24 protein-coding genes are annotated in these 23,153 nt (G+C 75.5%); 9 read left to right on the top strand and 15 right to left on the bottom strand.

All coding sequences use genetic code 11. The annotated features are described in order from the left end of the window. Nucleotides 1–16: 16 nt before the first annotated feature. The 4 genes from ACFU5J_RS17330 to ACFU5J_RS17315 all read right to left on the bottom strand — a co-directional run bounded on the left by ACFU5J_RS17330 (nt 17) and on the right by ACFU5J_RS17315 (nt 5,442). Nucleotides 17–913: an SDR family NAD(P)-dependent oxidoreductase gene (locus tag ACFU5J_RS17330; RefSeq protein WP_430579554.1), complete on the bottom strand. Its 897-nt coding sequence runs from the start codon at nt 911–913 to the stop codon at nt 17–19. Then, nucleotides 906–3,518: a phenylalanine--tRNA ligase subunit beta gene (gene pheT / locus ACFU5J_RS17325; protein ID WP_430579553.1), complete on the bottom strand. Its 2,613-nt coding sequence runs from the start codon at nt 3,516–3,518 to the stop codon at nt 906–908. Before pheT ends, ACFU5J_RS17330 begins: the two co-directional genes overlap by 8 nt. Then, nucleotides 3,518–4,591: a phenylalanine--tRNA ligase subunit alpha gene (pheS, locus tag ACFU5J_RS17320; protein WP_430575292.1), complete on the bottom strand. Its 1,074-nt coding sequence runs from the start codon at nt 4,589–4,591 to the stop codon at nt 3,518–3,520. The genes pheT and pheS overlap by 1 nt, the downstream gene beginning before the upstream one ends. A 179-nt stretch (nt 4,592–4,770) precedes the next feature. Beyond that, on the bottom strand, nt 4,771–5,442 hold the full coding sequence (locus ACFU5J_RS17315) for a 2'-5' RNA ligase family protein (protein WP_430579552.1): 672 nt from the start codon (nt 5,440–5,442) through the stop codon (nt 4,771–4,773). An 87-nt stretch (nt 5,443–5,529) separates the two neighbouring features. On the opposite strand from ACFU5J_RS17315, the gene ACFU5J_RS17310 reads away from it, so the two are divergent. Next, nucleotides 5,530–6,195, top strand: coding sequence for an SRPBCC family protein (locus tag ACFU5J_RS17310; RefSeq protein WP_430579551.1), 666 nt, complete (start codon nt 5,530–5,532; stop codon nt 6,193–6,195). Between the two features lie 26 nt (nt 6,196–6,221). Here ACFU5J_RS17310 and ACFU5J_RS17305 read toward each other — a convergent pair whose 3' ends face one another. The 4 genes from ACFU5J_RS17305 to infC form a co-directional block, all read right to left on the bottom strand. Continuing rightward, nucleotides 6,222–7,085 carry a TrmH family RNA methyltransferase gene (locus ACFU5J_RS17305; RefSeq protein WP_430579550.1) on the bottom strand — a complete coding sequence of 288 codons (864 nt, stop codon included), beginning with the start codon at nt 7,083–7,085 and terminating at the stop codon, nt 6,222–6,224. Nucleotides 7,086–7,131: 46 nt separating this feature from the next. Beyond that, nucleotides 7,132–7,515 (bottom strand): 50S ribosomal protein L20, encoded by a 384-nt coding sequence (rplT, locus tag ACFU5J_RS17300; RefSeq protein WP_079576292.1) that lies wholly within the window; start codon nt 7,513–7,515, stop codon nt 7,132–7,134. A gap of 90 nt (nt 7,516–7,605) precedes the next feature. Beyond that, the gene (rpmI, locus tag ACFU5J_RS17295; RefSeq protein WP_430575288.1) at nt 7,606–7,800 is read right to left on the bottom strand and encodes a 50S ribosomal protein L35; all 195 of its coding nucleotides are present in this window, start codon (nt 7,798–7,800) and stop codon (nt 7,606–7,608) included. Nucleotides 7,801–7,901: 101 nt separating this feature from the next. Beyond that, entirely contained in the window at nt 7,902–8,876 is a 975-nt protein-coding gene (gene infC / locus ACFU5J_RS17290) for a translation initiation factor IF-3 (protein WP_430575382.1), read from the bottom strand. A 463-nt stretch (nt 8,877–9,339) separates the two neighbouring features. On the opposite strand from infC, the gene ACFU5J_RS17285 reads away from it, so the two are divergent. The 5 genes from ACFU5J_RS17285 to ACFU5J_RS17265 all read left to right on the top strand — a co-directional run bounded on the left by ACFU5J_RS17285 (nt 9,340) and on the right by ACFU5J_RS17265 (nt 13,280). Further along, nucleotides 9,340–9,810: a Fur family transcriptional regulator gene (locus ACFU5J_RS17285; RefSeq protein ID WP_430579549.1), complete on the top strand. Its 471-nt coding sequence runs from the start codon at nt 9,340–9,342 to the stop codon at nt 9,808–9,810. Nucleotides 9,811–9,843: 33 nt separating this feature from the next. Further along, nucleotides 9,844–11,361 (top strand): catalase, encoded by a 1,518-nt coding sequence (locus ACFU5J_RS17280; protein WP_430579548.1) that lies wholly within the window; start codon nt 9,844–9,846, stop codon nt 11,359–11,361. A 92-nt stretch (nt 11,362–11,453) separates the two neighbouring features. After that, nucleotides 11,454–11,819 carry a DUF1844 domain-containing protein gene (locus ACFU5J_RS17275; RefSeq protein ID WP_430575285.1) on the top strand — a complete coding sequence of 122 codons (366 nt, stop codon included), beginning with the start codon at nt 11,454–11,456 and terminating at the stop codon, nt 11,817–11,819. A 1-nt stretch (nt 11,820) separates the two neighbouring features. After that, nucleotides 11,821–12,414 (top strand): hypothetical protein, encoded by a 594-nt coding sequence (locus tag ACFU5J_RS17270; protein ID WP_430579547.1) that lies wholly within the window; start codon nt 11,821–11,823, stop codon nt 12,412–12,414. Continuing rightward, nucleotides 12,411–13,280: a trypsin-like peptidase domain-containing protein gene (locus ACFU5J_RS17265; protein ID WP_430579546.1), complete on the top strand. Its 870-nt coding sequence runs from the start codon at nt 12,411–12,413 to the stop codon at nt 13,278–13,280. Before ACFU5J_RS17270 ends, ACFU5J_RS17265 begins: the two co-directional genes overlap by 4 nt. A 17-nt stretch (nt 13,281–13,297) precedes the next feature. Here the strand turns inward: ACFU5J_RS17265 and ACFU5J_RS17260 are convergent, their stop codons facing one another. The 6 genes from ACFU5J_RS17260 to ACFU5J_RS17235 form a co-directional block, all read right to left on the bottom strand. Then, nucleotides 13,298–14,110 (bottom strand): SseB family protein, encoded by an 813-nt coding sequence (locus tag ACFU5J_RS17260; RefSeq protein WP_430579545.1) that lies wholly within the window; start codon nt 14,108–14,110, stop codon nt 13,298–13,300. Continuing rightward, the gene (gene priA, locus ACFU5J_RS17255) at nt 14,107–14,838 is read right to left on the bottom strand and encodes a bifunctional 1-(5-phosphoribosyl)-5-((5-phosphoribosylamino)methylideneamino)imidazole-4-carboxamide isomerase/phosphoribosylanthranilate isomerase PriA (RefSeq protein WP_430575281.1); all 732 of its coding nucleotides are present in this window, start codon (nt 14,836–14,838) and stop codon (nt 14,107–14,109) included. The genes ACFU5J_RS17260 and priA overlap by 4 nt, the downstream gene beginning before the upstream one ends. Nucleotides 14,839–14,904: 66 nt before the next feature. Beyond that, a complete protein-coding gene (hisH, locus tag ACFU5J_RS17250; RefSeq protein ID WP_430575280.1) occupies nt 14,905–15,687 on the bottom strand; it encodes an imidazole glycerol phosphate synthase subunit HisH in 783 nt (260 codons plus the stop codon). Nucleotides 15,688–15,695: 8 nt separating this feature from the next. After that, the gene (locus ACFU5J_RS17245) at nt 15,696–16,244 is read right to left on the bottom strand and encodes a hypothetical protein (RefSeq protein ID WP_430575279.1); all 549 of its coding nucleotides are present in this window, start codon (nt 16,242–16,244) and stop codon (nt 15,696–15,698) included. Between the two features lie 4 nt (nt 16,245–16,248). Continuing rightward, nucleotides 16,249–16,851, bottom strand: coding sequence for an imidazoleglycerol-phosphate dehydratase HisB (gene hisB / locus ACFU5J_RS17240; protein WP_430575278.1), 603 nt, complete (start codon nt 16,849–16,851; stop codon nt 16,249–16,251). Further along, nucleotides 16,851–18,065, bottom strand: a complete 1,215-nt coding sequence (locus ACFU5J_RS17235) for a histidinol-phosphate transaminase (RefSeq protein ID WP_430579544.1) — start codon at nt 18,063–18,065, stop codon at nt 16,851–16,853. Before ACFU5J_RS17235 ends, hisB begins: the two co-directional genes overlap by 1 nt. A 291-nt stretch (nt 18,066–18,356) precedes the next feature. On the opposite strand from ACFU5J_RS17235, the gene adhP reads away from it, so the two are divergent. Next, nucleotides 18,357–19,388, top strand: a complete 1,032-nt coding sequence (gene adhP / locus ACFU5J_RS17230) for an alcohol dehydrogenase AdhP (RefSeq protein WP_430575276.1) — start codon at nt 18,357–18,359, stop codon at nt 19,386–19,388. Nucleotides 19,389–19,476: 88 nt separating this feature from the next. On the opposite strand, the gene ACFU5J_RS17225 is transcribed toward adhP, so the two are convergent. After that, nucleotides 19,477–19,992 (bottom strand): Rieske (2Fe-2S) protein, encoded by a 516-nt coding sequence (locus tag ACFU5J_RS17225; protein WP_430575275.1) that lies wholly within the window; start codon nt 19,990–19,992, stop codon nt 19,477–19,479. Between the two features lie 90 nt (nt 19,993–20,082). On the opposite strand from ACFU5J_RS17225, the gene ACFU5J_RS17220 reads away from it, so the two are divergent. Then, nucleotides 20,083–20,505, top strand: a complete 423-nt coding sequence (locus tag ACFU5J_RS17220) for a hypothetical protein (RefSeq protein ID WP_430575274.1) — start codon at nt 20,083–20,085, stop codon at nt 20,503–20,505. Between the two features lie 316 nt (nt 20,506–20,821). Continuing rightward, nucleotides 20,822–23,062, top strand: coding sequence for a RecQ family ATP-dependent DNA helicase (locus ACFU5J_RS17215; protein ID WP_430579566.1), 2,241 nt, complete (start codon nt 20,822–20,824; stop codon nt 23,060–23,062). The last annotated feature ends 91 nt before the right edge of the window (nt 23,063–23,153 follow it).

The raw sequence follows: 23,153 nt of genomic DNA, 5'->3' as shown, positions 1-23,153 counted from the left end.
GCGACCGGTGAGCACGTCAACGACCGACGAGCATCGGGCCGAGCGGGTCGTCGTCCGCCGCCGGCTGCACCCGCAGCCGGCGTGCGGCCGGCGCCGTCGCGGCGCGCGCGAGCCGCGACAGCGAGTCCGGGGTGTCGTGCGAGGCGCGGACGAACCACCCGGAGCAGGCGTCCAGGTCGCCGCGCGCGAACGCCGTCACCAGGTCCACGGTCCGCTCGACCGGCGTCCACTCGGTCCGCCCCACGTGCGCGCGCATCGCGCCCGTCATGTCCGTGCGCACCACCCCGGGCGCGACCTCCAGGACCCGCAGGCCGCGCGAGTGGCCGGCGTCGTGGAGGCCGGCGCCGAGGCGCATCAGCGCCGTCTTGCTCGCGTTGTAGGCCGTCGCGTCCGCGTTGTCGTGCGAGCCCGCGCCGCTGTTGAGGTCGACGACGCGCCCGCCGCCCCGGGCGAGCATCCCCGGCACCGCGTGCCGGGCCAGCAGGAACGGCCCGCGGACGTTGGTCTCGACCACCGCCCACCACTCGTCGGGGTCGGCCTCCCACAGCGGCACCTCGGCGTCGATGCGGCCCGCGTTGTTCACGAGCAGGTCCACCGAGCCGAGCCCGCCGTCTGCCGGTGCCGCCTCGGCGGACCGCACGGCGGCCGCCACGGCGGCCACGTCGGTCACGTCGGTCGGGAGCTGGAGGGCGACCCGGCCGAGAGCGCGCACCTCGGCCGCCACCTCCGCGAGGCGGCCGGGGTCGCGCGCGACGAGGGCGACGTCCAGGCCCGCCGCCGCGAGCCCGAGCGCGACGGCGCGGCCGATGCCCCGGCTCGCGCCGGTGACGAGCGCGGTCCGGGCCGCGGGGACCGTCGTGGGGACGACCTCCCGCGGCCGGGGGCCGACGCGCGACCCGGCCTGCTCAGCCACGCAGCACGGCCCCCACGCGCTCCGCGGCCGCCGCGACGACGCCCTCGCGGACGGCACGCACGTCGTCCGCGGTGAGGGTGCGGTCCGCGGCGCGCAGCCGCACCGAGTAGGCGAGGGACTTCTTGCCCTCCCCCACCTGGTCGCCGGTGAAGACGTCGAACAGGCGCGCGTCCTCCAGCAGCGAGCCGGCGCCCGCCACGACGGCGGCCTGCACGTCCGCGGCGGGCACCGCGGCGTCGACGACGAACGCGAAGTCCTCCTTCGCGGCCGGGAACGCCGACACCGGGGACGCCGTGACCGGCTCGTCCCCGCCCGCGGCGATCAGCGCACCGAGGTCGAGCTCGAACGCCGCCGCGCGGGCCGGCAGGGCGAGCGCCTCGACGACCTTCGGGTGCAGCTCGCCCGCGTGCCCGACGACGGTGCCGTCGGCGAGCGTGAGCGCCGCGCAGCGCCCGGGGTGCCACGGCATGGTGACCGCGTCGGCCACGACCGTGACCTCGGCCCCGGTCCGCTCGGCCACCAGGCGGGCGGCGGCGAGCGCGTCCGTCCAGTCGGCCGCGCGGCCGTCGCCCCACCAGCCGGCCGGGCGCGCCCTGCCGGTGAGCACACCCGCGACGTGCCGCGGCTGGGCGGGCACCGCGGTGACCAGCGCCGTGAGGTCCTCGTCGGACGGTCGGACGCCGACGGGCAGCTGCGGCGGCGCGGGCGTGCCCGGCACCGGCCGCGTGACCAGGCCGACCTCGAACACCGCGACGTCCGGCAGCCCGCGCGAGACGTTCCGGCGCGCGGTCTCGAGCAGCGTCGAGAGCAGGTCGGCGCGCAGGAACGGGCGGTCGTCGGCCAGCGGGTTGGCCAGCCGCAGCGTCTCGCGGCGGACGTCGTCGGCGGGCAGGCCGAGCGCGTCCAGGTCCGCCTGCCCGACGAACGGGTAGGACAGCACCTCGACGAGCCCTGCCTCCGCGAGGGCGCGCGCCACCGAGCGGCGAGCGCGCTGCTCGCTGGTCAGGCCGCGCCCGCCGGGCGCGGCCGGGAGCACCGACGGGATCTGGTCGTAACCCGCGATGCGCACGACCTCCTCGACCAGCGCCGCCGGCTCGGTGAGGTCGGGACGCCACGACGGCGGCGTCACGCGCACCGCGTCCACGGCGGCACCCGCCACCGCGTCGGTCACGGTGCAGCCGATCTGGACGAGGATGCCCACCACCTGCGCCCGGTCGTACTCGACGCCCGACAGCCGGGTGGGCAGCGTGACGTCGAGCCGCACGGGCTTGGGCGGCGTCGTCGCGTCCAGGTCGCTCACGGCCGGGTCGGCGGTGCCGCCGCCCAGCTCGACCAGCAGGTCGACCACGCGCTGCGCCGCGACGGCGGGCAGCAGCGGGTCCACGCCGCGCTCGAACCGCTTGGCCGCCTCGGACGGCAGCCGGTGGCGGCGCGCCGTGCGGGCCACGGTGATCGGGTCGAAGTGCGCGGCCTCGACGAGCACGTCGGTGGTCGCGTCGCCCACCTCGGACGACGCCCCGCCCATGACGCCGGCCAGGCCGAGCACCCGCGCGCCGCGCCCGCCCGCGGGCGAGTCGGTGATGAGCAGGTCCTCGGCGTCCAGCGCGCGGTCCACGTCGTCGAGCGTCGTGAGGCGCTCCCCCGGAGCCGCCCGGCGGACGACGATCGGCGCGGCGACCCCGGCCAGGTCGTAGGCGTGCAGCGGCTGTCCCAGGTCGAGCATCACGTAGTTGGTGACGTCGACGGCCAGGGAGATCGAGCGCATGCCCGAGCCCTCCAGGCGCCGCTTCATCCAGTCCGGGGTCGGGGCGGCGGGGTCGATGCCGCGCACGACGCGGGTGACGAACCGGTCGCAGCCCACCTGGCCGTGGATCGGCGCCGCGTCGTCGACCTCGACCGCGAACCCGTCGGCCGTGGCGGCCGGCGGGGGCACGGGGAGGTTCGCGGCGAGCCCCCGGTCCGTGAAGCGCGCGCCCGTGGAGTGGGAGTACTCGCGCGCCACGCCGCGGTAGCTGAACGCGTACCCGCGGTCCGGGGTCACGTTGATCTCGAGCACCTCGTCGCCGAGCCCCAGCAGGGCGATCGCGTCCTGGCCCGGGGTGAGGTCCGCGGCGTCGAAGCCGGCGCGGGTGAGCACGAGGATGCCGTCGTGGTCCTCGCCGATGCCCAGCTCGCGCACCGAGCAGATCATGCCGTCCGAGACGTGGCCGTAGGTCTTGCGCGCCGCGATCGCGAAGCCGCCGGGCAGCACCGTGCCCGGCAGCGACACCACGACGAGGTCGCCCACGCCGAAGTTGTGCGCGCCGCAGATGACGCCGCGCGCGCCGCCGGCGGGGACGTCGGCGTCGTCGACGCCCTTGATCTGCGTGGCGTTGTGCTCCGGGCCGACGTCGACCAGGCACCAGTTGACGGTCTTGCCGTTCTTCTGCGGCTCGGGCGTCTGCGCGAGCACGCGGCCCACGACGAGCGGGCCGGTGACGGCGGCGGGGTGGATCTCCTCCTCCTCCAGGCCGACCTTCACCAGCGCCGCCGCGAGCTGCTCCGCGGTGAGGTCCGCCGGCAGCTCGACGTAGTCGCCGAGCCAGTCAGTGACGATGCGAGGCATCAGATCTCCGTCCCGAACTGGGTGGAGAAGCGCACGTCGCCCTCCACGATGTCGTGCATGTCCGCGATCGTGTGACGCAGCATGAGCGTGCGCTCGATGCCCATCCCGAAGGCGAAGCCCTGGTACTCCTCGGGGTCGATCCCGGCCGCCCGCAGCACGTTCGGGTTGACCATGCCGCAGCCGCCCCACTCGATCCAGCCGGCCCCGCCCTTCTTCTGCGGGAACCACAGGTCCATCTCGGCGCTGGGCTCGGTGAAGGGGAAGAAGCTCGGGCGCAGCCGCGTACGCGCCTCCGGGCCGAACATGGCGCGCGCGAACGCGTCGAGCGTGCCGACCAGGTTCGCCATCGTCAGGCCCTTGTCGACCGCGAGGCCCTCGACCTGGTGGAAGACCGGGGTGTGCGTGGCGTCCAGCGCGTCGGTGCGGAACACCTTGCCCGGGCACGCGACGTACAGCGGCACGCCGCGGGAGAGCAGCGAGCGCGACTGCACCGGCGACGTGTGCGTGCGCAGCACGAGGTTGGACGGCTTGCCGCCCTCGCCCTCCACGTAGAACGTGTCCTGCATCTGCCGGGCCGGGTGGTCCGGGTCGAAGTTCAGGGCGTCGAAGTTGAACCACTCCGCCTCGACCTCGGGCCCGTCGGCGATCTCCCAGCCCATCCCGACGAAGAAGTCCGCGACGCGCTCCTGGACCAGCTCGATCGGGTGCCGCGCCCCGAGCGGTCGCCGGTCGGTCGGCAGCGTGACGTCGACGGCCTCGTCGACGAGGACGCGCTCGTCCCGCTCGGCCTCGAGCTCGGCCTGGCGCGCGGCGATCGCCTGGTTCACGCGGCCGCGGCGGGGGCCGACGTTCTTGCCGGCGGCGGCCTTGTCGGCACCGGGGAGGGCTCCGATGGCGCGGTTCGCCTGCGCGAGCGGGCTCTTGTCCCCGGTGTGGGCGCTGCGGACGGCCTTGAGCTCGTCGAGGTCGCTCGCCGCGGCGACGGCGGCGAGGGCGTCGTCGACCGCGGCGTCGAGGGCCGGGACGTCGAGCGGGTCGGGGCCGAGGTCTGAGGGGGGTGCGGGCGTGGACATGCGTGCCTTCCTGAGAGGGTCCCTGCGTAGGGGTGTGGCGGCGGGGTCAGTTTAGGTGCCCGCCAGGGCCTGTCAGGTCGGCGTCCGCGGTGCCGCGCGCGCTCAGCGCGCGGGCGCAGCCGGGACCGGGCCCGTGGCGGGCCCGGTAAATCGACGGTCGCGGTGTGTCACGCCTCCCATCATGGCACGGGAGGTTCGGCGCCGTCGTGGCCCGCGAGCGGGACGACCGCGACGTCCTCGTGCAGCGGGCCGCCGGAGCGACCCTCGCCGAGCCGCGAGGCGACCACGTGGACGGTGTCCACCTCCCAGGTGGGCCCGCGGTAGACGGCGAGGGCCTGCGCCCACGGCACCAGCGGCGAGGCCTCCGGTTCACGGCCGCGCGGGCGCCGCGAGCCGCCGCGCGCGCCGGCCACGGCCCGGCCGCCGTCCCCGGCGCGCAGGGTGGCCCGCGCGACGGTGAGGTGCGGGCGGCCCGAGGCGCGGTCGGAGGCGGGCAGGCCGGCAGCGCCGACCGCGGCGTCCTGCGCGAGCCCGGCCGCGCGGCGCAGGTCGTCGACCGCCCCCGCCACCCCCACCCAGAGCGTCCGGCCGCCGAAGGACCCGCTCCCGGCCAGGGCCAGCCCGAACGGCGGCACGTCGGCCAGCGCGAGCCGCAGCGCCTCCACGTAGCCGGGCACGGCGCCGTCGGGCACCTCGCCGTGGAAGACGAGCGTCACGTGGCGCTGCTCGGGCGGCACCCAGCGCAGGCCGCGGCCCGGGTCCGAGCGCGCGCCGCCGCCCACCCCCGCGAGGGCGAGCTCGAGGTGGCCTCCGGCGGCGGCGGAGGGGTACACGGCCGTGAAGAGGCGCATGGCGCGATGCTAGGCCCGCACCGGGCGACCGGACAGGTCGGCGCCCGTTCCCGCGCGCCCCGCCCCGGGTGACGGCAGGCTGGGCTCATGCCCTCGTCCAGACGTGTCCTCGCCGCGACGACCCTGGCCGCCCTCGGGGTCGGGGCAGCCCTCCTGACGCGACGGATGACGCAGACCTGGGGCACGTCGGCCCTGGAGGCCGACCTCCCGCTGCCGGGCGACGACCTCGTGCCGGCGGCCGACGTCGTCGCGACCCGCGCCGTCGGCATCGGCACGCCGCCGTCCGAGGTGTGGCCCTGGCTCGTCCAGCTCGGGTACGGCCGCGGGGGGTTCTACTCCCACGACCGCCTGGAGCGGATGGTCGGGCTGGACATCCGCTCCGCGGACCGCGTGGAGGCGGCGTGGCAGGACCTCGCGGTGGGCGACCAGGTCGACCTCGCCGACGGGTTCGGGCTCCGGGTGGCGGCCGTGCAGCAAGGGCGCCACCTCGTCCTGCACGGCGGCGGTCCCGGGCCCGGTGGGCCGGCGACAGGTCCGCCGCCGTTCGACTTCTCGTGGGCGTTCGTGCTGCTCCCGTGGGAGGGGCGCGCCGTCGGGACGCGGCTGCTGGTGCGCGAGCGCTACCGGGCGCGCGGCGTGGCCGGCCGCCTGGTCGTGGAGGCCACCCAGCTGGTGAGCTGGGTGATGTCGGCCGCGATGCTGCGCGGCATCCGCGACCGGGCGGAGGGGCGCCTCGCGCGACCCGCGGGCTAGCGCTGGGCGCGGCCGCTGGCGTGGAGTCAGTCGGAGCGGACCGCGCGCTGCGCGCGCCCGCTCGCGTACAAGCACACCGTGGCGGCGGTGGCGAGGTTGAGCGACTCGGCGCGGCCGCGGATGGGCACGCGCACGACGGCGTCCGCCAGGGCGCGGTCCGCCTCGGGCAGACCCCACGCCTCGTTTCCGAAGACCCAGGCCGTGGAGCCGGCGAGGTCGGGCCGCCCGGCCGGTGCGGAGCCGGCCACGTCGAGCAGGTCGTCGAGGTCGTGGACGCCCGTGCCGTCGGCGGCGAGGACGACGCAGCCCGCGTCGTGCACCGCGCCGACGACGTCGGCCAGGGGCACCCCCGTCACGACCGGCAGGTGGAAGAGCGAGCCGGCCGTGGAGCGCACGACCTTCGGGTTGTGCACGTCGACGCTCTCGCCGGCGAGCACCACGAGGTCCGCCCCGGCGGCGTCGGACGCGCGGATGACGGTGCCGGCGTTGCCCGGGTCGCGGACGTTCGCGAGCACGGAGACCAGCAGGGGCCGCGCGTCGAGCCCGCGCAGGGCGTCGTCGAGCGCGAGCGGGCGGGCCCGCACGACCGCGAGCACGCCCTGGGCGTCGGGGCTCATCGCCTCGAGCACCTCGGGCGTGCCCACGTGCAGGCGCAGCCCGGCGTCGTCGGCCGCCGCCACGATCTCGTCGTAGCGCTCGGCCGCCGCCGGGGTGAGGTACAGGTCCCGGACGTCGGCGGGCGCGTGGCGCACCGCCTCGCGCACGCCCTGCGGTCCCTCGACGAGGAACTGTCCGTGCCGGGAACGCGCAGGACGCCCGGACAGCGCCCTGACCTGCTTGACCCGGTCGGCTCGCGGGTTGGCGAGCGTCACGTCGGGGATGCGGGGCATCGACAGATCAGGGGTGTCCGGGCGTCCGGGGTGCTGAGCGGTCGGCTCAGGCGGCCTTGGGCGCGTTGACGTCGGCCGGCAGCGCGTCCTTGGCGACCTGGACGAGCGCGTTGAACGCCGCCACGTCGTTGACCGCGAGCTCGGCGAGCATGCGACGGTCGACCTCGACACCAGCGGCCTTCAGGCCCTGGATGAGGCGGTTGTAGGTCAGCCCCTGCGCGCGGGACGCAGCGTTGATGCGCTGGATCCACAGCTTGCGGAAGTCGCCCTTCTTCGCCTTGCGGTCGCGGTACGAGTAGACGAGGGAGTGGGTGACCTGCTCCTTCGCCTTCCGGTACAGGCGCGAACGCTGGCCGCGGTAGCCGCTGGCGCGCTCGAGGGTCGTACGGCGCTTCTTGTGGGCGTTGACCGCCCGCTTCACGCGTGCCACGTGATGCTCCTTGCAGTGTCGGGACCGGAAGTGGACCCGGCGGTCGAGCTCGCCGGTGTGGTACCGGAGAGCGGGTGACCGCCGAGGGCGTCACATACCGAGCAGCTTCTTGATGGTCTTGACGTCGGCGGCCGAGACCACCTGGTCCTGGGCCAGACGGCGGGTGCGGCGGCTGGACTTGTGCTCGAGGTAGTGGCGAGCGTTCGTCTGCTCACGCATGACCTTGCCGCTGCCGGTGACCCGGAAACGCTTCTTGGCGCCGGAGTGCGTCTTGTTCTTCGGCATGACTGCCGTCTCTCCTCGTGTCGGTCACCCGCCGGGTGGCGGGGACGTGGTGCGGACCGGGGCCGGCGAGCGGCCCGGTGCCAGATGGTCGGTATGAGGCCTCAGCGCCCCGCGCGGGGGGTCGGCTTCGGACGCGGGGCCGGCGGCCGCGGGGTGCCGGGCTTCGGCGTCGCGGGCTTCGGCGTCGCGGCCGCAGCCGGCTTGGCCGGGGTCGCGGGCTTCGGCGCAGCGGCGGGCTTGGCCGGCGCCGCCGCAGCGGCCTTGGCCGGAGCAGCCTTCGCCGGAGCGGCCTTGGCCGGGGCGGGCGCCTTCTTCTCGGCCACCTTCCGGGGCTCCGGAGCCGGCTCGGCGACGGGCGCCTCCTCGACGACGGGCGTCTCGGGGGCCTCGTCGACGACGGGAGTCTCGGGAGCCTCGTCGACGACGGGCGCCTGCTCGACCGCGGGCGCCTCCTCGACGACGGGCGTCTCGGGGGCCTCGTCGACGACGGGCTCGGCGGAGACCGGCGTGGTGTCGCCCTCGGCGCGCGCACGCGCCTCGGCCTTGACCTCCGACTTGGTCTTGCGCTGCGCGTTGATCTCGCTGGACCGCTTGCGCTGCTCGACCTTGGCGTCGGCCTTCTTCTTCACCGGGCCGAGCACCATGGTCATGTTGCGGCCGTCCTGCTTCGGCATCGACTCGACGAAGCCGAGGTCCGACACCTCTTCCGCGAGGCGCTGCAGCAGGCGCACGCCCATCTCCGGGCGCGACTGCTCGCGACCGCGGAACATGATCATGACCTTGACCTTGTCCCCCGCCTCGAGGAAGCGGACGACGTGGCCCTTCTTGGTGCCGTAGTCGTGCGGGTCGATCTTCAGGCGGAACCGGATCTCCTTGAGGACCGTGTTCGCCTGGTTGCGCCGCGCCTCGCGCGCCTTCATGTCCGACTCGTACTTGAACTTGCCGAAGTCCATGAGCTTGGCGACGGGCGGACGGGCGTCCGGGGCCACCTCGACGAGGTCGAGGTCGGCGTCCTGGGCAAGCTTCAGGGCGACTCCCGTGGCGACCACGCCGACCTGCTCCCCGCCCGGGCCGATGAGTCGGACCTCGGGGACGCGGATCCGATCGTTGATGCGAGGCTCGCTGATGGTGATGCTCCTAGGAACTCGTCGGTAGACCGCCAGGGACGGGAAAGGCCCCCGACCTGAGCACAGGTGGAGGCCATCTACCGACGCCGGGGCGCGAACGCTCCGGCGACCGAGGCGGACGCCCACGACGAGCGTCCGACCGGGACCCGGCCCCTGTCGGCGCCATGGGCGCTCGGTCGGTGCTCGGGTGGGATGGAATCCACTTGATGCACCTGGACCCGACGACGGCGGCTCGCTCGGAGCACCGTGCGCACGGATACAGGTCGGTCAGCCATCGAGATTAGCACGAGATCGGCGCCGGCACGGTCTCGGCCACGGCCCGCCGGGTGTGACGTGCGGCTCCCGCGCGCCCCCGACGCCACCCCGCGGACTTTACTGGAATCGTTCCAGAATGTGTGGCAGGGTCGCCGTCATGACCACGGCAGGGACGGACGACGTGCTGCTCCGGGAGCGCGGACTGCGCGTCACCGGCTCGCGGCTCGCCGTCCTGCGCGCGCTCTCCGAGCACCAGCACGCCACCGCGGACGACGTCGTGCGCGCGGTGCGCGCCGACCTCGGCTCGGTGTCCGTGCAGGCCGTCTACGACTGCCTGCACGCGCTCACGTCCGTCGGCCTGCTGCGCCGCATGGAGCCGGCGGGCCACCCCGCGCGGTACGAGCGCCGCACCGGCGACAACCACCACCACGTGGTGTGCCGCTCCTGCGGCACGGTCGCCGACGTCGACTGCACGGTGGGGCACGCGCCCTGCCTGACGCCGAGCGCGTCCCACGGCTTCGCCGTCGACCTCGCCGAGGTCACCTTCTGGGGCCTGTGCCCCGCCTGTGCCGGCGGCACCGCTGCCGACCCCGTCCCGGCGGCCGGGTCCACCGGCACGACCATCTGAACCGGAACCCCCCCTGAGAGAGGACGTCATCACATGACGACGCCGTTCACGACGACGCAGACCGGTACCCCGGTCGCGAGCGACGCGCACTCCCTGACCGTGGGTGCGGACGGGCCCACCGTCCTGCACGACCGCTACCTGGTCGAGAAGCTCGCCTCCTTCAACCGCGAGCGCGTGCCCGAGCGCAACCCGCACGCGAAGGGCGGCGGCGCCTTCGGCGAGCTCGTCGTCACCGAGGACGTCTCGCGCTACACCCGCGCCGCCGTCTTCCAGAAGGGCGCGACGAGCGAGACGCTCCTGCGCTTCTCCTCCGTCGCGGGCGAGCAGGGCTCCCCCGACACCTGGCGCGACGTGCGCGGCTTCTCGCTGCGCTTCTACACGACCGAGGGCAACCTCGACATCGTCGGCAACAACACCCCGGTGTTCTTCCTCCGCGACGCGATGAAGTTCCCCGACTTCATCCACTCCCAGAAGCGCCTCGGCGCCTCGGGCCTGCGGGACGCCGACATGCAGTGGGACTTCTGGACCCTCTCCCCCGAGACGGCCCACCAGGTCACCTACGTCATGGGCGACCGCGGCCTGTCGAAGTCGTGGCGCCACCTCAACGGCTACGGCTCGCACACCTACCAGTGGGTCAACGCCGAGGGCGAGCGCTTCTGGGTGAAGTACCACTTCATCTCCGCACAGGGCGTGGAGCACATGTCGGCCGAGGACGGCGAGCGCATCGCGGGCGAGGACGCGGACTACTACCGCCGCGACCTGTACGAGGCCATCGACCGCGGCGACTTCCCCTCGTGGGACGTCAAGGTCCAGGTCATGCCGTACGAGGACGCCAAGGACTACCGCTTCAACCCCTTCGACATGACGAAGGTCTGGCCGCACGCGGACTACCCGCTCATCAAGGTCGGCACGTTCACGCTGAACCGCAACCCGCGCAACTTCTTCGCGGAGATCGAGCAGGCCGCGTTCTCGCCGGGCAACCAGGTGCCGGGCACCGGCATCTCGCCCGACAAGATGCTCATGGCCCGCGTGTTCGCCTACAACGACGCGCACCGCCACCGCATCGGCGCCAACTTCAACCAGCTGCCGGTGAACCAGGCGCACGCCGCGCCCGTGGCGAACTACATGCACCAGGGCCCGATGCAGTACCACTTCAACGGCCCGGAGCACCGCGTCTACACGCCGAACTCCTTCGGCACCGAGGGCGGCCCCGTGGCCGACCCGGCCCGCGGCGCCGAGGCGGCGTGGGAGTCGGACGGCGCCCTGCTGCGCTCCGCCCAGACCCTGCGCTCCGAGGACTCCGACTTCGGCCAGGCGGGCACCCTCTACCGCGAGGTCTTCGACGACGGCGCCAAGGCGCGCTTCCTCGAGACCCTCACGGGCCAGGGCCTCGCGATCACGATCGACGAGATCCGCGAGCGCTTCTACGGCTACTGGACGAACGTCGACGCCGAGCTCGGCGCCAAGCTGCGCGCCGAGGTCGAGGCCGGCCGTGCCCCCCGCCCCACGGCGGTCGGCTCCGGCCCCGACGTGGAGCCCGTCGGCATCTGACCGTCGCACCACGCGCAGCCGAGGCCGGGTCCCCGCCGGGGGCCCGGCCTCGGCCGTCGTCGCCCGCCCGCCCCGATGCGAAGATGGTCCCCATGAGCACCACGCCCGACGCGACCCCCACCACCACCGAAGACTCCGCGACGCGCGACATCGCCGATGTCGCCGCCGTCGAGGTGATCACCGCCGCCGCGGTGCACCTCATGAGCGCCGCCGCCGTGAAGTGCGGCCTGGCAGAGGACGCCGAGGCGCAGGATCACCTCGACCTCGACGAGGCCCGCAAGCTCATCACCGCGCTGGCCGCGCTCGTCACGGCCAGCGCCCCCGACATCGGCAACCAGCACGCCCGCTCCCTGCGCGACGGGCTCAAGTCGCTGCAGCTCGCGTTCCGCGAGGCGTCGGTCGTGCCGGACGCCCCGGGCGAGGGCCCCGGCGAGAAGTACACGGGCTCCGTCGTCTGACATGTCCGCCCCGTCCGCCTGGCCGCCGCCTCCGTCGCCGGACCCGGCACCGGACCCGGCGACGCCGGCCGGCGCCGGGCCGGCGCGACGCCGCGACCGGCGGACGGCGGTCGTCGTGCTCGCCCTGCTCCTCGCGGGCGCGCTCGGCGTCGGCGCGTACCTGTGGGTCACCACGGCGCGCTGGCAGGCCCACAGCGACACCTGGGAGGGCGAGGCCCGCGGGTACGCCGACCGCGTCGCGGCCCTCGACGCGGAGCTGAGCGCCACCGACGCCGAGCTCGTCGCCGCCCGCGAGCAGCTCGCCACCGCGACCGCCCGCATCACCGACCTCGCCAACGAGAAGGCCCAGCTCGGCGACGAGAACGTGGCCTCGCAGCAGTACGTGGACTACCAGCGCCGCGTGAGCGAGGCGGCGGGCGTCGTGACGACCGCCCTGGGGGACTGCGTCGACGCGCAGTCCCAGCTCATCTCCGCGCTGGAGGACCGCGACGCCTACGACGCGAAGGACCTCGACCGGTTCGCGTCCGACGTCGGCACGCTGTGCAAGCAGGCCTCCAAGGCGAGCGACCAGCTCCAGCGGGAGCTCGATCAGTGACCCGGCCGCCCGGCCGCCGGGCCGAACGGGCGCTGCGGGCGGCGCCCGTCCTGCTCCTCGCCGCGGCCCTCGCCGGGTGCGGGGTGCTGCCCTCGTTGCCGGACCCGGTGCCGAGCGACGTCGTACCGACCGGTGTGGCCCCCAGCGCCGCCCCGTCGCTCGACCCGAGCGGCGCCGAGGGCCTCTCCCCCGACGGCTTCGACGCCGTCCAGCGGATGGCCGTGCGGATCCGCAACGTCGGCTGCAGCGGGCTGTCGACAGGCTCGGGCTTCGCGGTCGACGAGCACACCCTGATCACCAACCGGCACGTGGTGGCCGACTCGGAGACGCTCGAGGTCAGCACGTACGACGGCCGTGACCTCACGGTCGCGGCCGCGGGAAGCGCGTCGCTCGCCGACCTCGCCCTCGTGCGTACCGCCGACCCGCTGCCCAGCCACCCGACCCTCGCCGACGCCGACCCGGAACCGGGCGACGCCGTGACCGTGGTCGGCTACCCGGAGGGCGGCCGTCTCACGATCACGGCCGGGGAGGTCATCGGGCCCACGACGGACCCGTTGCACGAGAACCTGGGCGAGGTGCTGCTCACCGACGCGACCGTCGAGCCCGGGTCGTCCGGGTCCGCCGCCCTCGACGAGGACGGCAGGGTGATCGGCGTCGTGTACGCGAAGACCTCCGACGACCGGTCCCTGCTGGTGCCCGTGTCCACGCTCGAGCGCGTGCTGGACGACACCGACGGCTTCCGGGCGCTGCCGCCCTGCGCCGAGCCGACCGACCAGCCGACCGATCAGCCGACCGATCAGCCCACGGACCAGCCCTCGGGCGAGGCGACGGACCGCCCCGCCGGCACCGCGACCGACGAGCCGTAGCCGCGCCGGGCGCGCGGTCAGCGAGCGGCGCCGACGCGCAGCTCGAGGGAGTCGACGCGCGAGGAGATCACCGCCGAGGCGCCCAGCCGGGCGTTCACCTGGGCGAGCACGCGGTCCAGCCCCGCCCGGTCCAGGCCGGGGTCGAGCGCCAGGACGACGGCGATCTCCGCGCGCCGGCCGCGCTCGGCGTGCGCGCGCACGACGTGCTGCACGGGGGCCGCGGCGTCCGCCACGGCCGCGGCGACCTCCGCGTCGACCTCGGGGGCACCCTCCGGGCCGTCCACGAGGGCGGGCAGCCACTCGTGCCCCTGCGCGAGCGCCCACACCGCGGGGCGCGGCACGAGGGCGGTGGCCGGGCCGGCGGGGTCGACCACGAGCAACGACCAGTCCTCGCTGACCGCCGACAGCGCCGCGCGGGGCGCCTCGACGGGCACGGGGCGCGCATCGGCGCGCCAGGCCCGCATCGCGTCGACCGACGTGAAGACGGGCAGGGCGCGGCGTCCGTCGGGCGCCTCGATCGCCACGACGCCGGCCGCGGCCTCCTTGTCGACGTGCAGCTCCTGCGTCCCGGACGGGCCCTCGTGCTCGACGACGTCCGCCACCGCGAGCTCGGCCAGCACGGGCACGAGCACGCGGGTGGCGGCGAGGCGGCGGACGACGTCCCGGAGCGACCCGGCGCCGTCGGCGTGCGCCCGGAGCAGCTGGGCGAGCTCCGGGTCGGCGGTGCCGTCGTCGCCCGCGAACTGCGAGGTGGGCTGGATCGACTTCAGGTGGCCCGGCAGGGCCCGCCCCTCGCCGGCATCGCCGGTGCCGCCGGCGGGGGTCGTCACGGCCGGCCCGCCACGTCGAGCGCCTCGGGGAGCGTGAACGCCCCGGCGTACAGCGCCTTGCCCACGACGGCGCCCTCGACGCCGTCCGGCACCAGGGCGCGCAGCGCCTCCAGGTCGGCGAGGGACGAGATCCCGCCCGACGCGACCACCTTGGCGGGCGTGCGCGACGCGACCTCGCGCAGCAGGTCGACGTTGGGGCCGCGCAGCGTGCCGTCCTTGGTCACGTCGGTGACGACGTAGCGCGCGCACCCGGCGTCGTCGAGCCGCGCGAGCACCTCCCACAGGTCGCCGCCCTCCTGCGTCCAGCCTCGGGCGGCGAGCGTCGTGCCGCGCACGTCGAGGCCCACCGCGACGGCGTCGCCGTGCTCGGCGATGACGCGGGCGGTCCACTCCGGGTCCTCGAGCGCCGCGGTGCCGATGTTGACGCGGCGCGCGCCGGTCGCGAGGGCGCGCTCGAGGGACGCGTCGTCACGGATGCCGCCGGACAGCTCGACCTGCACGTCGAGCTCGGCCACGACCTGCGCGAGGAGCTCGGCGTTCGACCCGCGCCCGAAGGCGGCGTCGAGGTCGACGAGGTGGATCCACTCGGCGCCGCCGGCCTGCCAGTCGCGGGCGGCGGCCAGCGGGTCGCCGTAGGACGTCTCGGAGCCGGCCTCCCCCTGCACGAGGCGGACGGCCTGGCCGTCGGCGACGTCGACGGCGGGCAGGAGCACGAGGCGGTCGGTCACGGGGTTCTCTCCATCGGTCGGTGAGGTCGGGGTGCCCCCGGCGCTGCGCGGGCCGGGCGGCGGGGGTCAGAGCGAGCGCACCCAGTTCTCCAGCAGGGTGGCGCCGGCGTCGCCGGACTTCTCGGGGTGGAACTGCGTGGCGGCCAGCGGACCGCTCTCGACGGCGGCGACGAACCGCGCCTCGGAGCCGGGCGCGCCGTGCCGGGCCCACGTGACCAGCGGCGGCGTGTACCGCGGGTCCGCGTCGCCGTCGTGCCCCTGGGTGAACTCCTGCGCGGCGTAGGAGTGCACGAAGTAGAACCGCTCGTGCTCGACGCCGGCGAACAGGCGCGACCCGTCGGGCACCTCGACCGGCGACCAGCCCATGTGCGGCACGACCGGGGCCTCGAGGCGCTCGACGACGCCGGGCCACTCGCCCAGCCCTTCGGCGCGCTCGCCGTGCTCCACTCCGGCGTCGAACATGACCTGCATGCCGACGCAGATGCCGAGGACGGGTCGCCCGCCGGCGAGGCGACGGTCGACCACCTGGTCGCCGCGCACCGCGCGCAGGCCGGCCATGCAGGCCGCGAAGGCACCCACGCCGGGGACGACGAGCCCGTCCGCTTCTGCGGCGCGCGCGAGGTCGGCGGTGAGCTCCACCTCCGCGCCGACGCGCTCGAGCGCGCGCACGGCCGAGCGGACGTTGCCGAAGCCGTAGTCGAGCACCACCACGCGGCGGCGCCCGGCCGACGGCGTGGTGGGCGCGGGGTTCAGGTCGGCGGCGGCGCCACCGTGCGGCAGCAGCGGGGAGATCCCCGCGGCGGCCTGCACGGCGGCCAGGTCGGCCCCCTCGCGAGGCGTGTCGGGCATCCGTCCCCCTACTGCTGCTTCTTGCGGGCCTTGCGCGCGGCGCCCGTGAGCATCCGCATCGCCTTGAACCGGCCGATGCTCGCCGACGGCACGACGCCCGGCAGGTCGGCCACGGTGATCTGACCGGTGACGAGGTCCTCGAGCGCCTCCGGCGCGCCGCCGAGCACCAGCCCCGGCGGCAGCTCGCCCTCGGCGGCGCCGTCGACATAGCGCACGCAGGTGAGCTGCTCCCCCTGGCGGGTCACGAGGACGAGCGGCACCCCGGCCACGAGCTTCGAGATCGCGGCGGCGGCCTGCGCGGGCGCGTCGTCGCCGGTGGAGCGCAGCACGGCGAGCGCGCCGACCGGCGTGGGCGCGGCGTCGACGTCGAGCTCGGCGAGCGCGCAGGCGGCCGCCAGGGGCTCCGCCCCCGCGATCTGCGTGATCAGGACGGCCAGGTCCGGGTCGGCCGACGTGCCGTCGAGGCCCGACAGGTCGTCGGGGACCTCGAAGCCCTCGGGCAGCTCGTCCGGCAGGCCCGGCTGCTGGTCAGGGTGCTGGTCGGGATCGGTGGTCATGCTTCTACAGCGCACCCTTCGTGGACGGGACGCCCTCGACCCTCGGGTCGGGGGCGACGGCGGCGCGCAGCGCACGGGCCAGCGCCTTGAACTGGGCCTCGACGATGTGGTGCGGGTCGCGGCCGGCGAGGACGCGCACGTGCACGCAGATGCCCGCGTGGTGCGCGATCGACTCGAGCACGTGCCGCGTGAGCGACCCGGTGAAGTGCCCGCCGATGAGGTGGTACTCCTGCCCCTCCGGCTCCCCCGAGTGCACCAGGTACGGGCGGCCCGAGACGTCGACCACGGCGAGCGCGAGCGCCTCGTCGAGCGGCACCGTCGCGTCGCCGAAGCGGGAGATGCCGCGCTTGTCCCCGAGCGCCTCGCGCAGGGCCTCCCCGAGCACGATGGCGACGTCCTCGACGGTGTGGTGCGCGTCGATGTGGGTGTCGCCCGTGGCGCGCACGGTGAGGTCGATCAGCGAGTGCTTGCCCAGCGCCGTGAGCATGTGGTCGTAGAAGGGCACGGTGGTCGAGACCTCCGTGCGCCCCGTGCCGTCGAGGTCGAGCTCGACGACGACGCTCGACTCGCTCGTCGTGCGCTCCACGCGGGCCGTGCGGTGCTGCATCAGTCCTCCTTCTCGGGCGCCTCGGCGCCGGTGACGACCTCGGTGAAGGCGGCCCGGAACGCGGCGTTCTCCGAGGGCGTGCCCACGGAGACCCGGAGCCAGCCGTCGGGGCCGGTCTCGCGGATGAGGACGCCGCGGTCGAGCAGGCCCTGCCAGACCGCGTGCCGGTCGCCGAACGTGCCGAACAGCACGAAGTTCGCGTCGGAGTCGGCCACCTGCAGGGGCCGGCCCGCGACCCGCTGCTCCCGCAGCCAGCCCACGAGCGCGTCGCGCTCGCCGCGCACGTCGCGCACCTGGGCACGCAGCTCCTCGTGGTGGGCGAGCGCGCCCCGCGCGGCCGCCTGCGTCACGGCGGACAGGTGGTACGGCAGGCGCACGACCCGCAGCGCGTCGACGAGCGCGGGCGACGCCGCGAGGTAGCCGAGCCGCAGCCCGGCCGCGGCGAAGGCCTTCGACATCGTGCGCGTCACCGCGAGGTGCGGGTGCGCGGCGAGCAGCTCGAGCGCCGACGGCGTGCCCGGGCGGCGGAACTCGGCGTAGGCCTCGTCCACGACGACGACGGCGCCCGCGCGGCGGCCGGCGTGCGCCGGGGCGTCCGGCACCTCGACCCGCGCCGCGGCGGCGAGGATCGCCTCCACCGTCGCGAGCGGGAGCGCCGTCCCGGTCGGGTTGTTGGGGCTCGCCAGGAGGATCACCGACGGGCGGACCTCCTCGATCGTCGCGACCGCGTGCTCGACGTCGAGCGTGAAGTCGCTCTCCCGCCGGCCGGTGACCCAGCGCGTGTGGGTGTCCCGCGCGTACTCGGGGTACATCGAGTAGGTGGGCGCGAACGACACCGCCGTGCGTCCGGGGCCGCCGAACGCCTGCAGGAGGTGCAGCATGACCTCGTTGGACCCGTTCGCGGCCCAGACCTGCTCGGGCGCGAGGCGGACCCCGGACTCGAGCTCCAGGTAGTCGGCCAGGTCGCCACGGAGGGCGGCGAAGTCGCGGTCCGGGTAGCGGTTGAGCCCGCGCGCCGCGTCGGCCACGTAGCGGGCGATCGTCGCGACGACGGCCTCGGACGGCGCGTACGGGTTCTCGTTCACGTTCAGCAGCACGGGGACGTCGAGCTGCGGGGCGCCGTAGGGCGCCTCGTCGGCGAGCTCCGGGCGCAGCGGCAGCCGCGCGCCGTCGACCCCGCCCGCGGGCGCGGGGGCGGACAGAGGGGTGGTCACCTCGTCAGTCTACGGAACCGGCGGGACGCCGGGAGCGCCGTCCGCCCCTCGGCCGCGTGCCCTGTCGCACACCCCCGCCCGACGTCGCCCCGCACCCCCGGATGCCGCTCCGCATCCCATGCCCGATCGCTTGTGAATGATTTCACATGCCACGACCGGCCGGATCCTGCGGCTTGTGACGGTATTCACAATCCGCTCCCGGTGCGACGGCGGTGCTCTGCGCCTACCGTCGAGATATCAGCAGCACGCCGTGTGGGCCGCCCGTCGCGCGGCCCGTGAAGGGAGAAGCAGATGAGCACCATGCAGGCCGCGGTCGTCCACTCGTTCACCGAGCCACTCGTCGTCGAGGACCGGGAGATCCCCGCCCCCGGACCCCACGAGGCACTCGTCAAGGTGGACTACACCGGCGTCTGCCACACCGACCTGCACGCGGCCCACGGCGACTGGCCGGTCAAGCCGGCCCCGCCGTTCGTCCCCGGGCACGAGGGCGTGGGCCACGTCGTCGCCGTGGGCGACCAGGTGACGCGCGTCAAGGTCGGCGACACCGTCGGCAACGCCTGGCTGTGGAGCGCCTGCGGCGAGTGCGAGTACTGCGAGACCGGGTGGGAGACGCTCTGCCCGAACCAGAAGAACGGCGGCTACTCGGTCGACGGCTCCTTCGGCCAGTACATGCTCGTCGACTCCCGCTACGCGCCGATCGTCCCCGAGGGCGTCGACCTGTCCGCCGTCGGGCCGATCCTCTGCGCCGGCGTCACCGTCTACAAGGGCCTCAAGGTCACCGACACCAAGCCCGGCGAGTGGGTGCTGATCTCCGGCATCGGCGGGCTCGGGCACATCGCCGTCCAGTACGCGGTCGCGATGGGTCGCCGCGTGGCCGCGGTCGACGTGGACGACGCGAAGCTGGAGCTGGCGCGCAAGCACGGCGCCGAGGTGACGGTCAACGCGGCGACGTCGGCCGACGCGGCCGCCGAGCTCCAGGAGAAGACGGGCGGCGGCGTGCACGGCGCGCTCGTCACGGCGGTCAACGCGCACGCCTTCCCCCAGGCCGTCGGGGCCCTGCGCCGGGGCGGCACGGTCTCGCTCGTCGGCCTGCCCCCCGAGAAGTTCCCGCTCGACATCTTCACCACCGTCCTGTTCGGCCTCACCGTCCGCGGCTCGATCGTCGGCACGCGCAAGGACATGGCGGAAGCCCTGGACTTCTTCGCCCGCGGCAAGGTCGACCCGACCTACACCGTCCGCCCGCTCGGCGACATCAACGCGATCTTCGACGAGATGATCGCCGGCAAGATCGACGGCCGCGTCGTCATGGACATGCGGAGCTGACGCTCCCTGGCCCGCGACGCGACGAGGCCCGGCGGCGCGTGCCGCCGGGCCTCGTCGCGTCACCGGACCTGCCGCACGCCCCGGGCGCTCAGGCGAGGACGACGTCCGACCCCGACACCTCGACCTGGATCGCCGGCAGCGGCTCGGGAGCGGGCCCGCCCAGCACCGCGGCGTCCGTGAGCGCGTACCGCGACTGGTGGCACGGGCACACGAGCTCGCCGTCGCCGGGCGCCACGGTGCACCCCGCGTGCGTGCAGATCGCGCTGAACGCGTGCACCTCCCCCTCGGTCGGCCGGGTGACCAGCACGTCCTGGCCCGCCACCTTCGCGGACACCGCACCGCCCACGGGCACGTCCGCGAGCGCCACGACGACGGTCCCCGCCCCCGCGGCGCTCGCGGAGGCCGCGGCCTGCTGCGGGGTGGGCTTCTGCTCGACGCAGGCGGCGAGCACCCCCGCGCCGGCGACCGCGCCCGCCAGCACGCCGGTGCCGCGCAGCAGCTGCCGGCGGGTCGGCCCGCAGGCGCAGGCGCGCACCGCCTCGGCGGTCGGCGTGGGCGACGGCGTGCGGGGCATCGTCGAGCTGGGCAAGGGCGTGGTGGGCATGGGGCCTCCGGGCTGGTCGGTCCCCGGACGACGCCGCGTGCGCGTCCCGCTCCGGAGACGGCGGGCCCGAGGAGTGGGAGCATCATCATCATGGACTCGTCCCACGGCGCGGTGCCACCCAGCCCCCGGGCCACGGGTGGTGCACGGCCGCCCTTCGCCCGTGGATGGCGGCTGGCCGCGGCCGCCGCGGCGCTCGTGTCGGCGATCGTGCACGTGCTGCTGTACGTCGACGGCTACGACGCCATCGCGGTCGTCGGGCCGCTGTTCCTGCTCAACGCCGTGGCGGGGCTCGTGCTCGCCGTGCTCCTGGTGGTCTGGCGGCACTGGCTGCCCCTCGTCGGCGGCATCGGGTTCGGCGGCCTGACCCTGCTGGCGTTCGTGCTGTCGACGACGGTCGGCTTCTACGGCGTGAACGAGACGTTCGCGGGGACGAACGAGCTCCTCGCGGCGGTGTCCGAGGTCGTGGCGGTGGTCGCGTCGGCGGTCGCGCTGCTGCGCGAGTACGTGCGCTGACCGACACCCCGGCAGGTCGCGGCACGCTGTGGAGGACGGCCGCCCGCCGTGGGCGGCGCCCCCTACGATCGGGAGCGTGAGCCATCCCGACGACCCGTACGCCGACCTCGTCTTCGACCCGACCGACGACGACGCCCCGCCGCCGGACGACCAGGCTCCCGAGCCCGAGGCCCGCCGGGCGGTGCGTCCGGCGCCGCCCGCGGACGCGCCTCCCGCCCCGGCGCCGGTCGCCCCGGCCTCCGAGGCTCCGGAGCCGCCTGCCGCCCCGGGGCCGGCGGCCGGGGACGCCGACCCCACGAAGCGCGCGAAGCTCGCCATGCTGCGCGGCCTCCTCGACAGCGCGGGCGAGGGCGGCGGCACGCTGCGCGAGCAGGCGGAGGAGTCGCTCCGGGCGCTCGTCGGCCGCGAGGACGCCGCCCTGCGCGACGACCAGTGGCGCGCGATCGAGGCGCTGGTCGCCTTCCGGAGGCGCGCCCTCGTCGTGCAGCGCACCGGGTGGGGCAAGTCCGCGGTCTACTTCGTGGCCACCTCCCTGCTGCGTTCCCGGGGTGCCGGGCCGACCGTCATCGTGTCCCCGCTCCTCGCGCTGATGCGCGACCAGATCGCGGCGGCCGCCCGGGCCGGGATCCGGGCCGTGACGATCAACTCCTCGAACGTCACCGAGTGGGACCAGGTGCACGCCTCGATCGCCGCCGGCGAGGTGGACGTGCTGCTCTGCTCGCCGGAGCGGCTCAACAACCCGGCCTTCCGCGACGAGGTGCTCCCCCGGCTCGCCGCCGACGCCGGCCTGGTCGTGATCGACGAGGCCCACTGCATCTCCGACTGGGGCCACGACTTCCGCCCGGACTACCGCCGCATCCGCACCCTGCTCGCCGACCTGCCGCCGGGCATCCCCGTGCTCGCGACCACCGCGACCGCGAACGCCCGCGTCACGGCCGACGTCGCCGAGCAGCTCGCCGTGCACGGGTCGCTGCCGGCCGCCGAGGGCGCCGCCGGCGGGGACGAGGTCCTCGTGCTGCGCGGCGGGCTCGACCGCGAGTCGCTGCACCTGGCCGTCCTCGAGCTGCCGGACCAGCCGACGCGCGTCGCGTGGCTCGTCGAGGCGCTGCAGGACGTGGACGGCTCCGGGATCGTGTACTGCCTCACTGTCTCCGCGGCCGAGCAGGTGGCCGAGCAGCTGCGCGGGGCGGGGCTCGCCGTCGCCGCGTACACCGGGCGCACGGACCCCACGCAGCGGGAGCAGCTCGAGGAGGACCTCAAGGAGAACCGGGTCAAGGCCCTCGTCGCCACGTCGGCGCTCGGCATGGGCTTCGACAAGCCGGACCTGGCGTTCGTCGTGCACCTGGGCGCACCGTCGTCGCCCATCGCCTACTACCAGCAGGTGGGCCGCGCGGGCCGCGGCGTCGACGACGCCGTCGTCGTCCTGCTGCCCGGGCAGGAGGACCGCGCCATCTGGGACTGGTTCGGGTCGCAGGCGTTCCCGGCCGAGCCCCAGGTGCGCGCGACGCTCGGCGCCCTGTCCGCGTCCGAGGGCGCGCAGAGCACCGCGGCGCTCGAGACCCAGGTGGACCTCAAGCGCTCCCGCCTGGAGACGATGCTCAAGGTGCTGGACGTCGACGGGGCGGTGCGGCGCGTGCAGGGCGGCTGGGTCGCCACCGGCACGCCGTGGGCCTACGACGCAGAGCGGTACGCCCGCGTGGAGGCCACCCGCCACGCCGAGCAGCAGGCGATGGTCGACTACGTCGCCACCGACGGGTGCCGGATGGCGTACCTGCGGGCGCAGCTGGACGACCCGGAGCTCCCGCAGGGCTGGACCTGCGGCCGCTGCGACCGGTGCGGCGGCGTCACGCTGCCCGCCGTCCCCGACGCCGAGGCCGTCGCCTCGGCGCGCGCCGAGATGGACCGGCCGGGGGTCGAGGTCGGCTCCCGCGCGATGTGGCCGTCGGGCCTGGCCGCGCTCGGGCTCGACCTCAAGGGCAAGATCGCGCCCGAGGAGCGCGCCGCCCCGGGCCGCGCCGTCGCCCGGCTCGACGGGCTGGGCTGGTCCGGGCCGCTGCGCGACCTCTTCGCGCCCGGCGCCCCCGACGGCGAGGTGCCGGTGCCCCTGCGCCGCGCCGCGGCACGGGTGCTGGACGACTGGGAGGCCGTCCGCGGTCCCGCCGAGGGAACGTCGTCCGACGACGGTGCCGAGGGTGCGCGCCGCACCCTCGTCGACGGCGTCGTCGCCGTCCGCTCCACCACCCGGCCGCAGCTGTCCTACCACCTGGCGTCGGGCCTGGCCGCCTACCTCGGCGTGCCCCTCATCGGGGCGGTGGGCCCCGCCCAGGGCGCCGAGGAGCCGGCCCGGCACGACGTGAACTCGGCGATGCGCCTCGCCGGGGTGGCTCGGCGGCTCCGGCTCGAGCTGAACGACGCGGCCCTGCGCGGGCTGCCCGGGCGCTCGGTGCTCCTGGTCGACGACTGGACCGAGTCGGGCTGGACGCTCACCGTCGCCGCCCGGCTGCTGCGCCAGGCGGGGGCGACGGCCGTGCACCCGTTCGTGCTGGGCGTGCGCTGACCCCACCGGCCGTACGGGACTGCCCCGGAGCCCTCGCTCCGGCGGCGGTCCCGCATGTTTCGGGAATGTGAGCCTCGGGCACAAAACCGTA

Origin of the sequence: Isoptericola sp. NPDC057559, assembly GCF_042801555.1 — a bacterium.
Classification (GTDB): Bacteria; Actinomycetota; Actinomycetes; order Actinomycetales; family Cellulomonadaceae; genus Isoptericola.
Note: the sequence above shows the minus strand (reverse complement) of the source record. Positions and strands in the feature narration are given on the sequence as shown.

Bases quoted from the DNA above. Each gene is read 5' to 3' on its own strand.
- pheT (WP_430579553.1), bottom strand. From the start codon at position 3,518: ATGCCTCGCATCGTCACTGACTGGCTCGGCGACTACGTCGAGCTGCCG.
- pheS (WP_430575292.1), bottom strand. From the start codon at position 4,591: ATGTCCACGCCCGCACCCCCCTCAGACCTCGGCCCCGACCCGCTCGAC.
- ACFU5J_RS17315 (WP_430579552.1), bottom strand. From the start codon at position 5,442: ATGCGCCTCTTCACGGCCGTGTACCCCTCCGCCGCCGCCGGAGGCCAC.
- ACFU5J_RS17310 (WP_430579551.1), top strand. From the start codon at position 5,530: ATGCCCTCGTCCAGACGTGTCCTCGCCGCGACGACCCTGGCCGCCCTC.
- ACFU5J_RS17305 (WP_430579550.1), bottom strand. From the start codon at position 7,085: ATGCCCCGCATCCCCGACGTGACGCTCGCCAACCCGCGAGCCGACCGG.
- rpmI (WP_430575288.1), bottom strand. From the start codon at position 7,800: ATGCCGAAGAACAAGACGCACTCCGGCGCCAAGAAGCGTTTCCGGGTC.
- ACFU5J_RS17285 (WP_430579549.1), top strand. From the start codon at position 9,340: ATGACCACGGCAGGGACGGACGACGTGCTGCTCCGGGAGCGCGGACTG.
- ACFU5J_RS17280 (WP_430579548.1), top strand. From the start codon at position 9,844: ATGACGACGCCGTTCACGACGACGCAGACCGGTACCCCGGTCGCGAGC.
- ACFU5J_RS17275 (WP_430575285.1), top strand. From the start codon at position 11,454: ATGAGCACCACGCCCGACGCGACCCCCACCACCACCGAAGACTCCGCG.
- ACFU5J_RS17270 (WP_430579547.1), top strand. From the start codon at position 11,821: ATGTCCGCCCCGTCCGCCTGGCCGCCGCCTCCGTCGCCGGACCCGGCA.
- hisH (WP_430575280.1), bottom strand. From the start codon at position 15,687: ATGCCCGACACGCCTCGCGAGGGGGCCGACCTGGCCGCCGTGCAGGCC.
- ACFU5J_RS17245 (WP_430575279.1), bottom strand. From the start codon at position 16,244: ATGACCACCGATCCCGACCAGCACCCTGACCAGCAGCCGGGCCTGCCG.
- hisB (WP_430575278.1), bottom strand. From the start codon at position 16,851: ATGCAGCACCGCACGGCCCGCGTGGAGCGCACGACGAGCGAGTCGAGC.
- adhP (WP_430575276.1), top strand. From the start codon at position 18,357: ATGAGCACCATGCAGGCCGCGGTCGTCCACTCGTTCACCGAGCCACTC.
- ACFU5J_RS17225 (WP_430575275.1), bottom strand. From the start codon at position 19,992: ATGCCCACCACGCCCTTGCCCAGCTCGACGATGCCCCGCACGCCGTCG.
- ACFU5J_RS17220 (WP_430575274.1), top strand. From the start codon at position 20,083: ATGGACTCGTCCCACGGCGCGGTGCCACCCAGCCCCCGGGCCACGGGT.
- ACFU5J_RS17215 (WP_430579566.1), top strand. From the start codon at position 20,822: ATGCTGCGCGGCCTCCTCGACAGCGCGGGCGAGGGCGGCGGCACGCTG.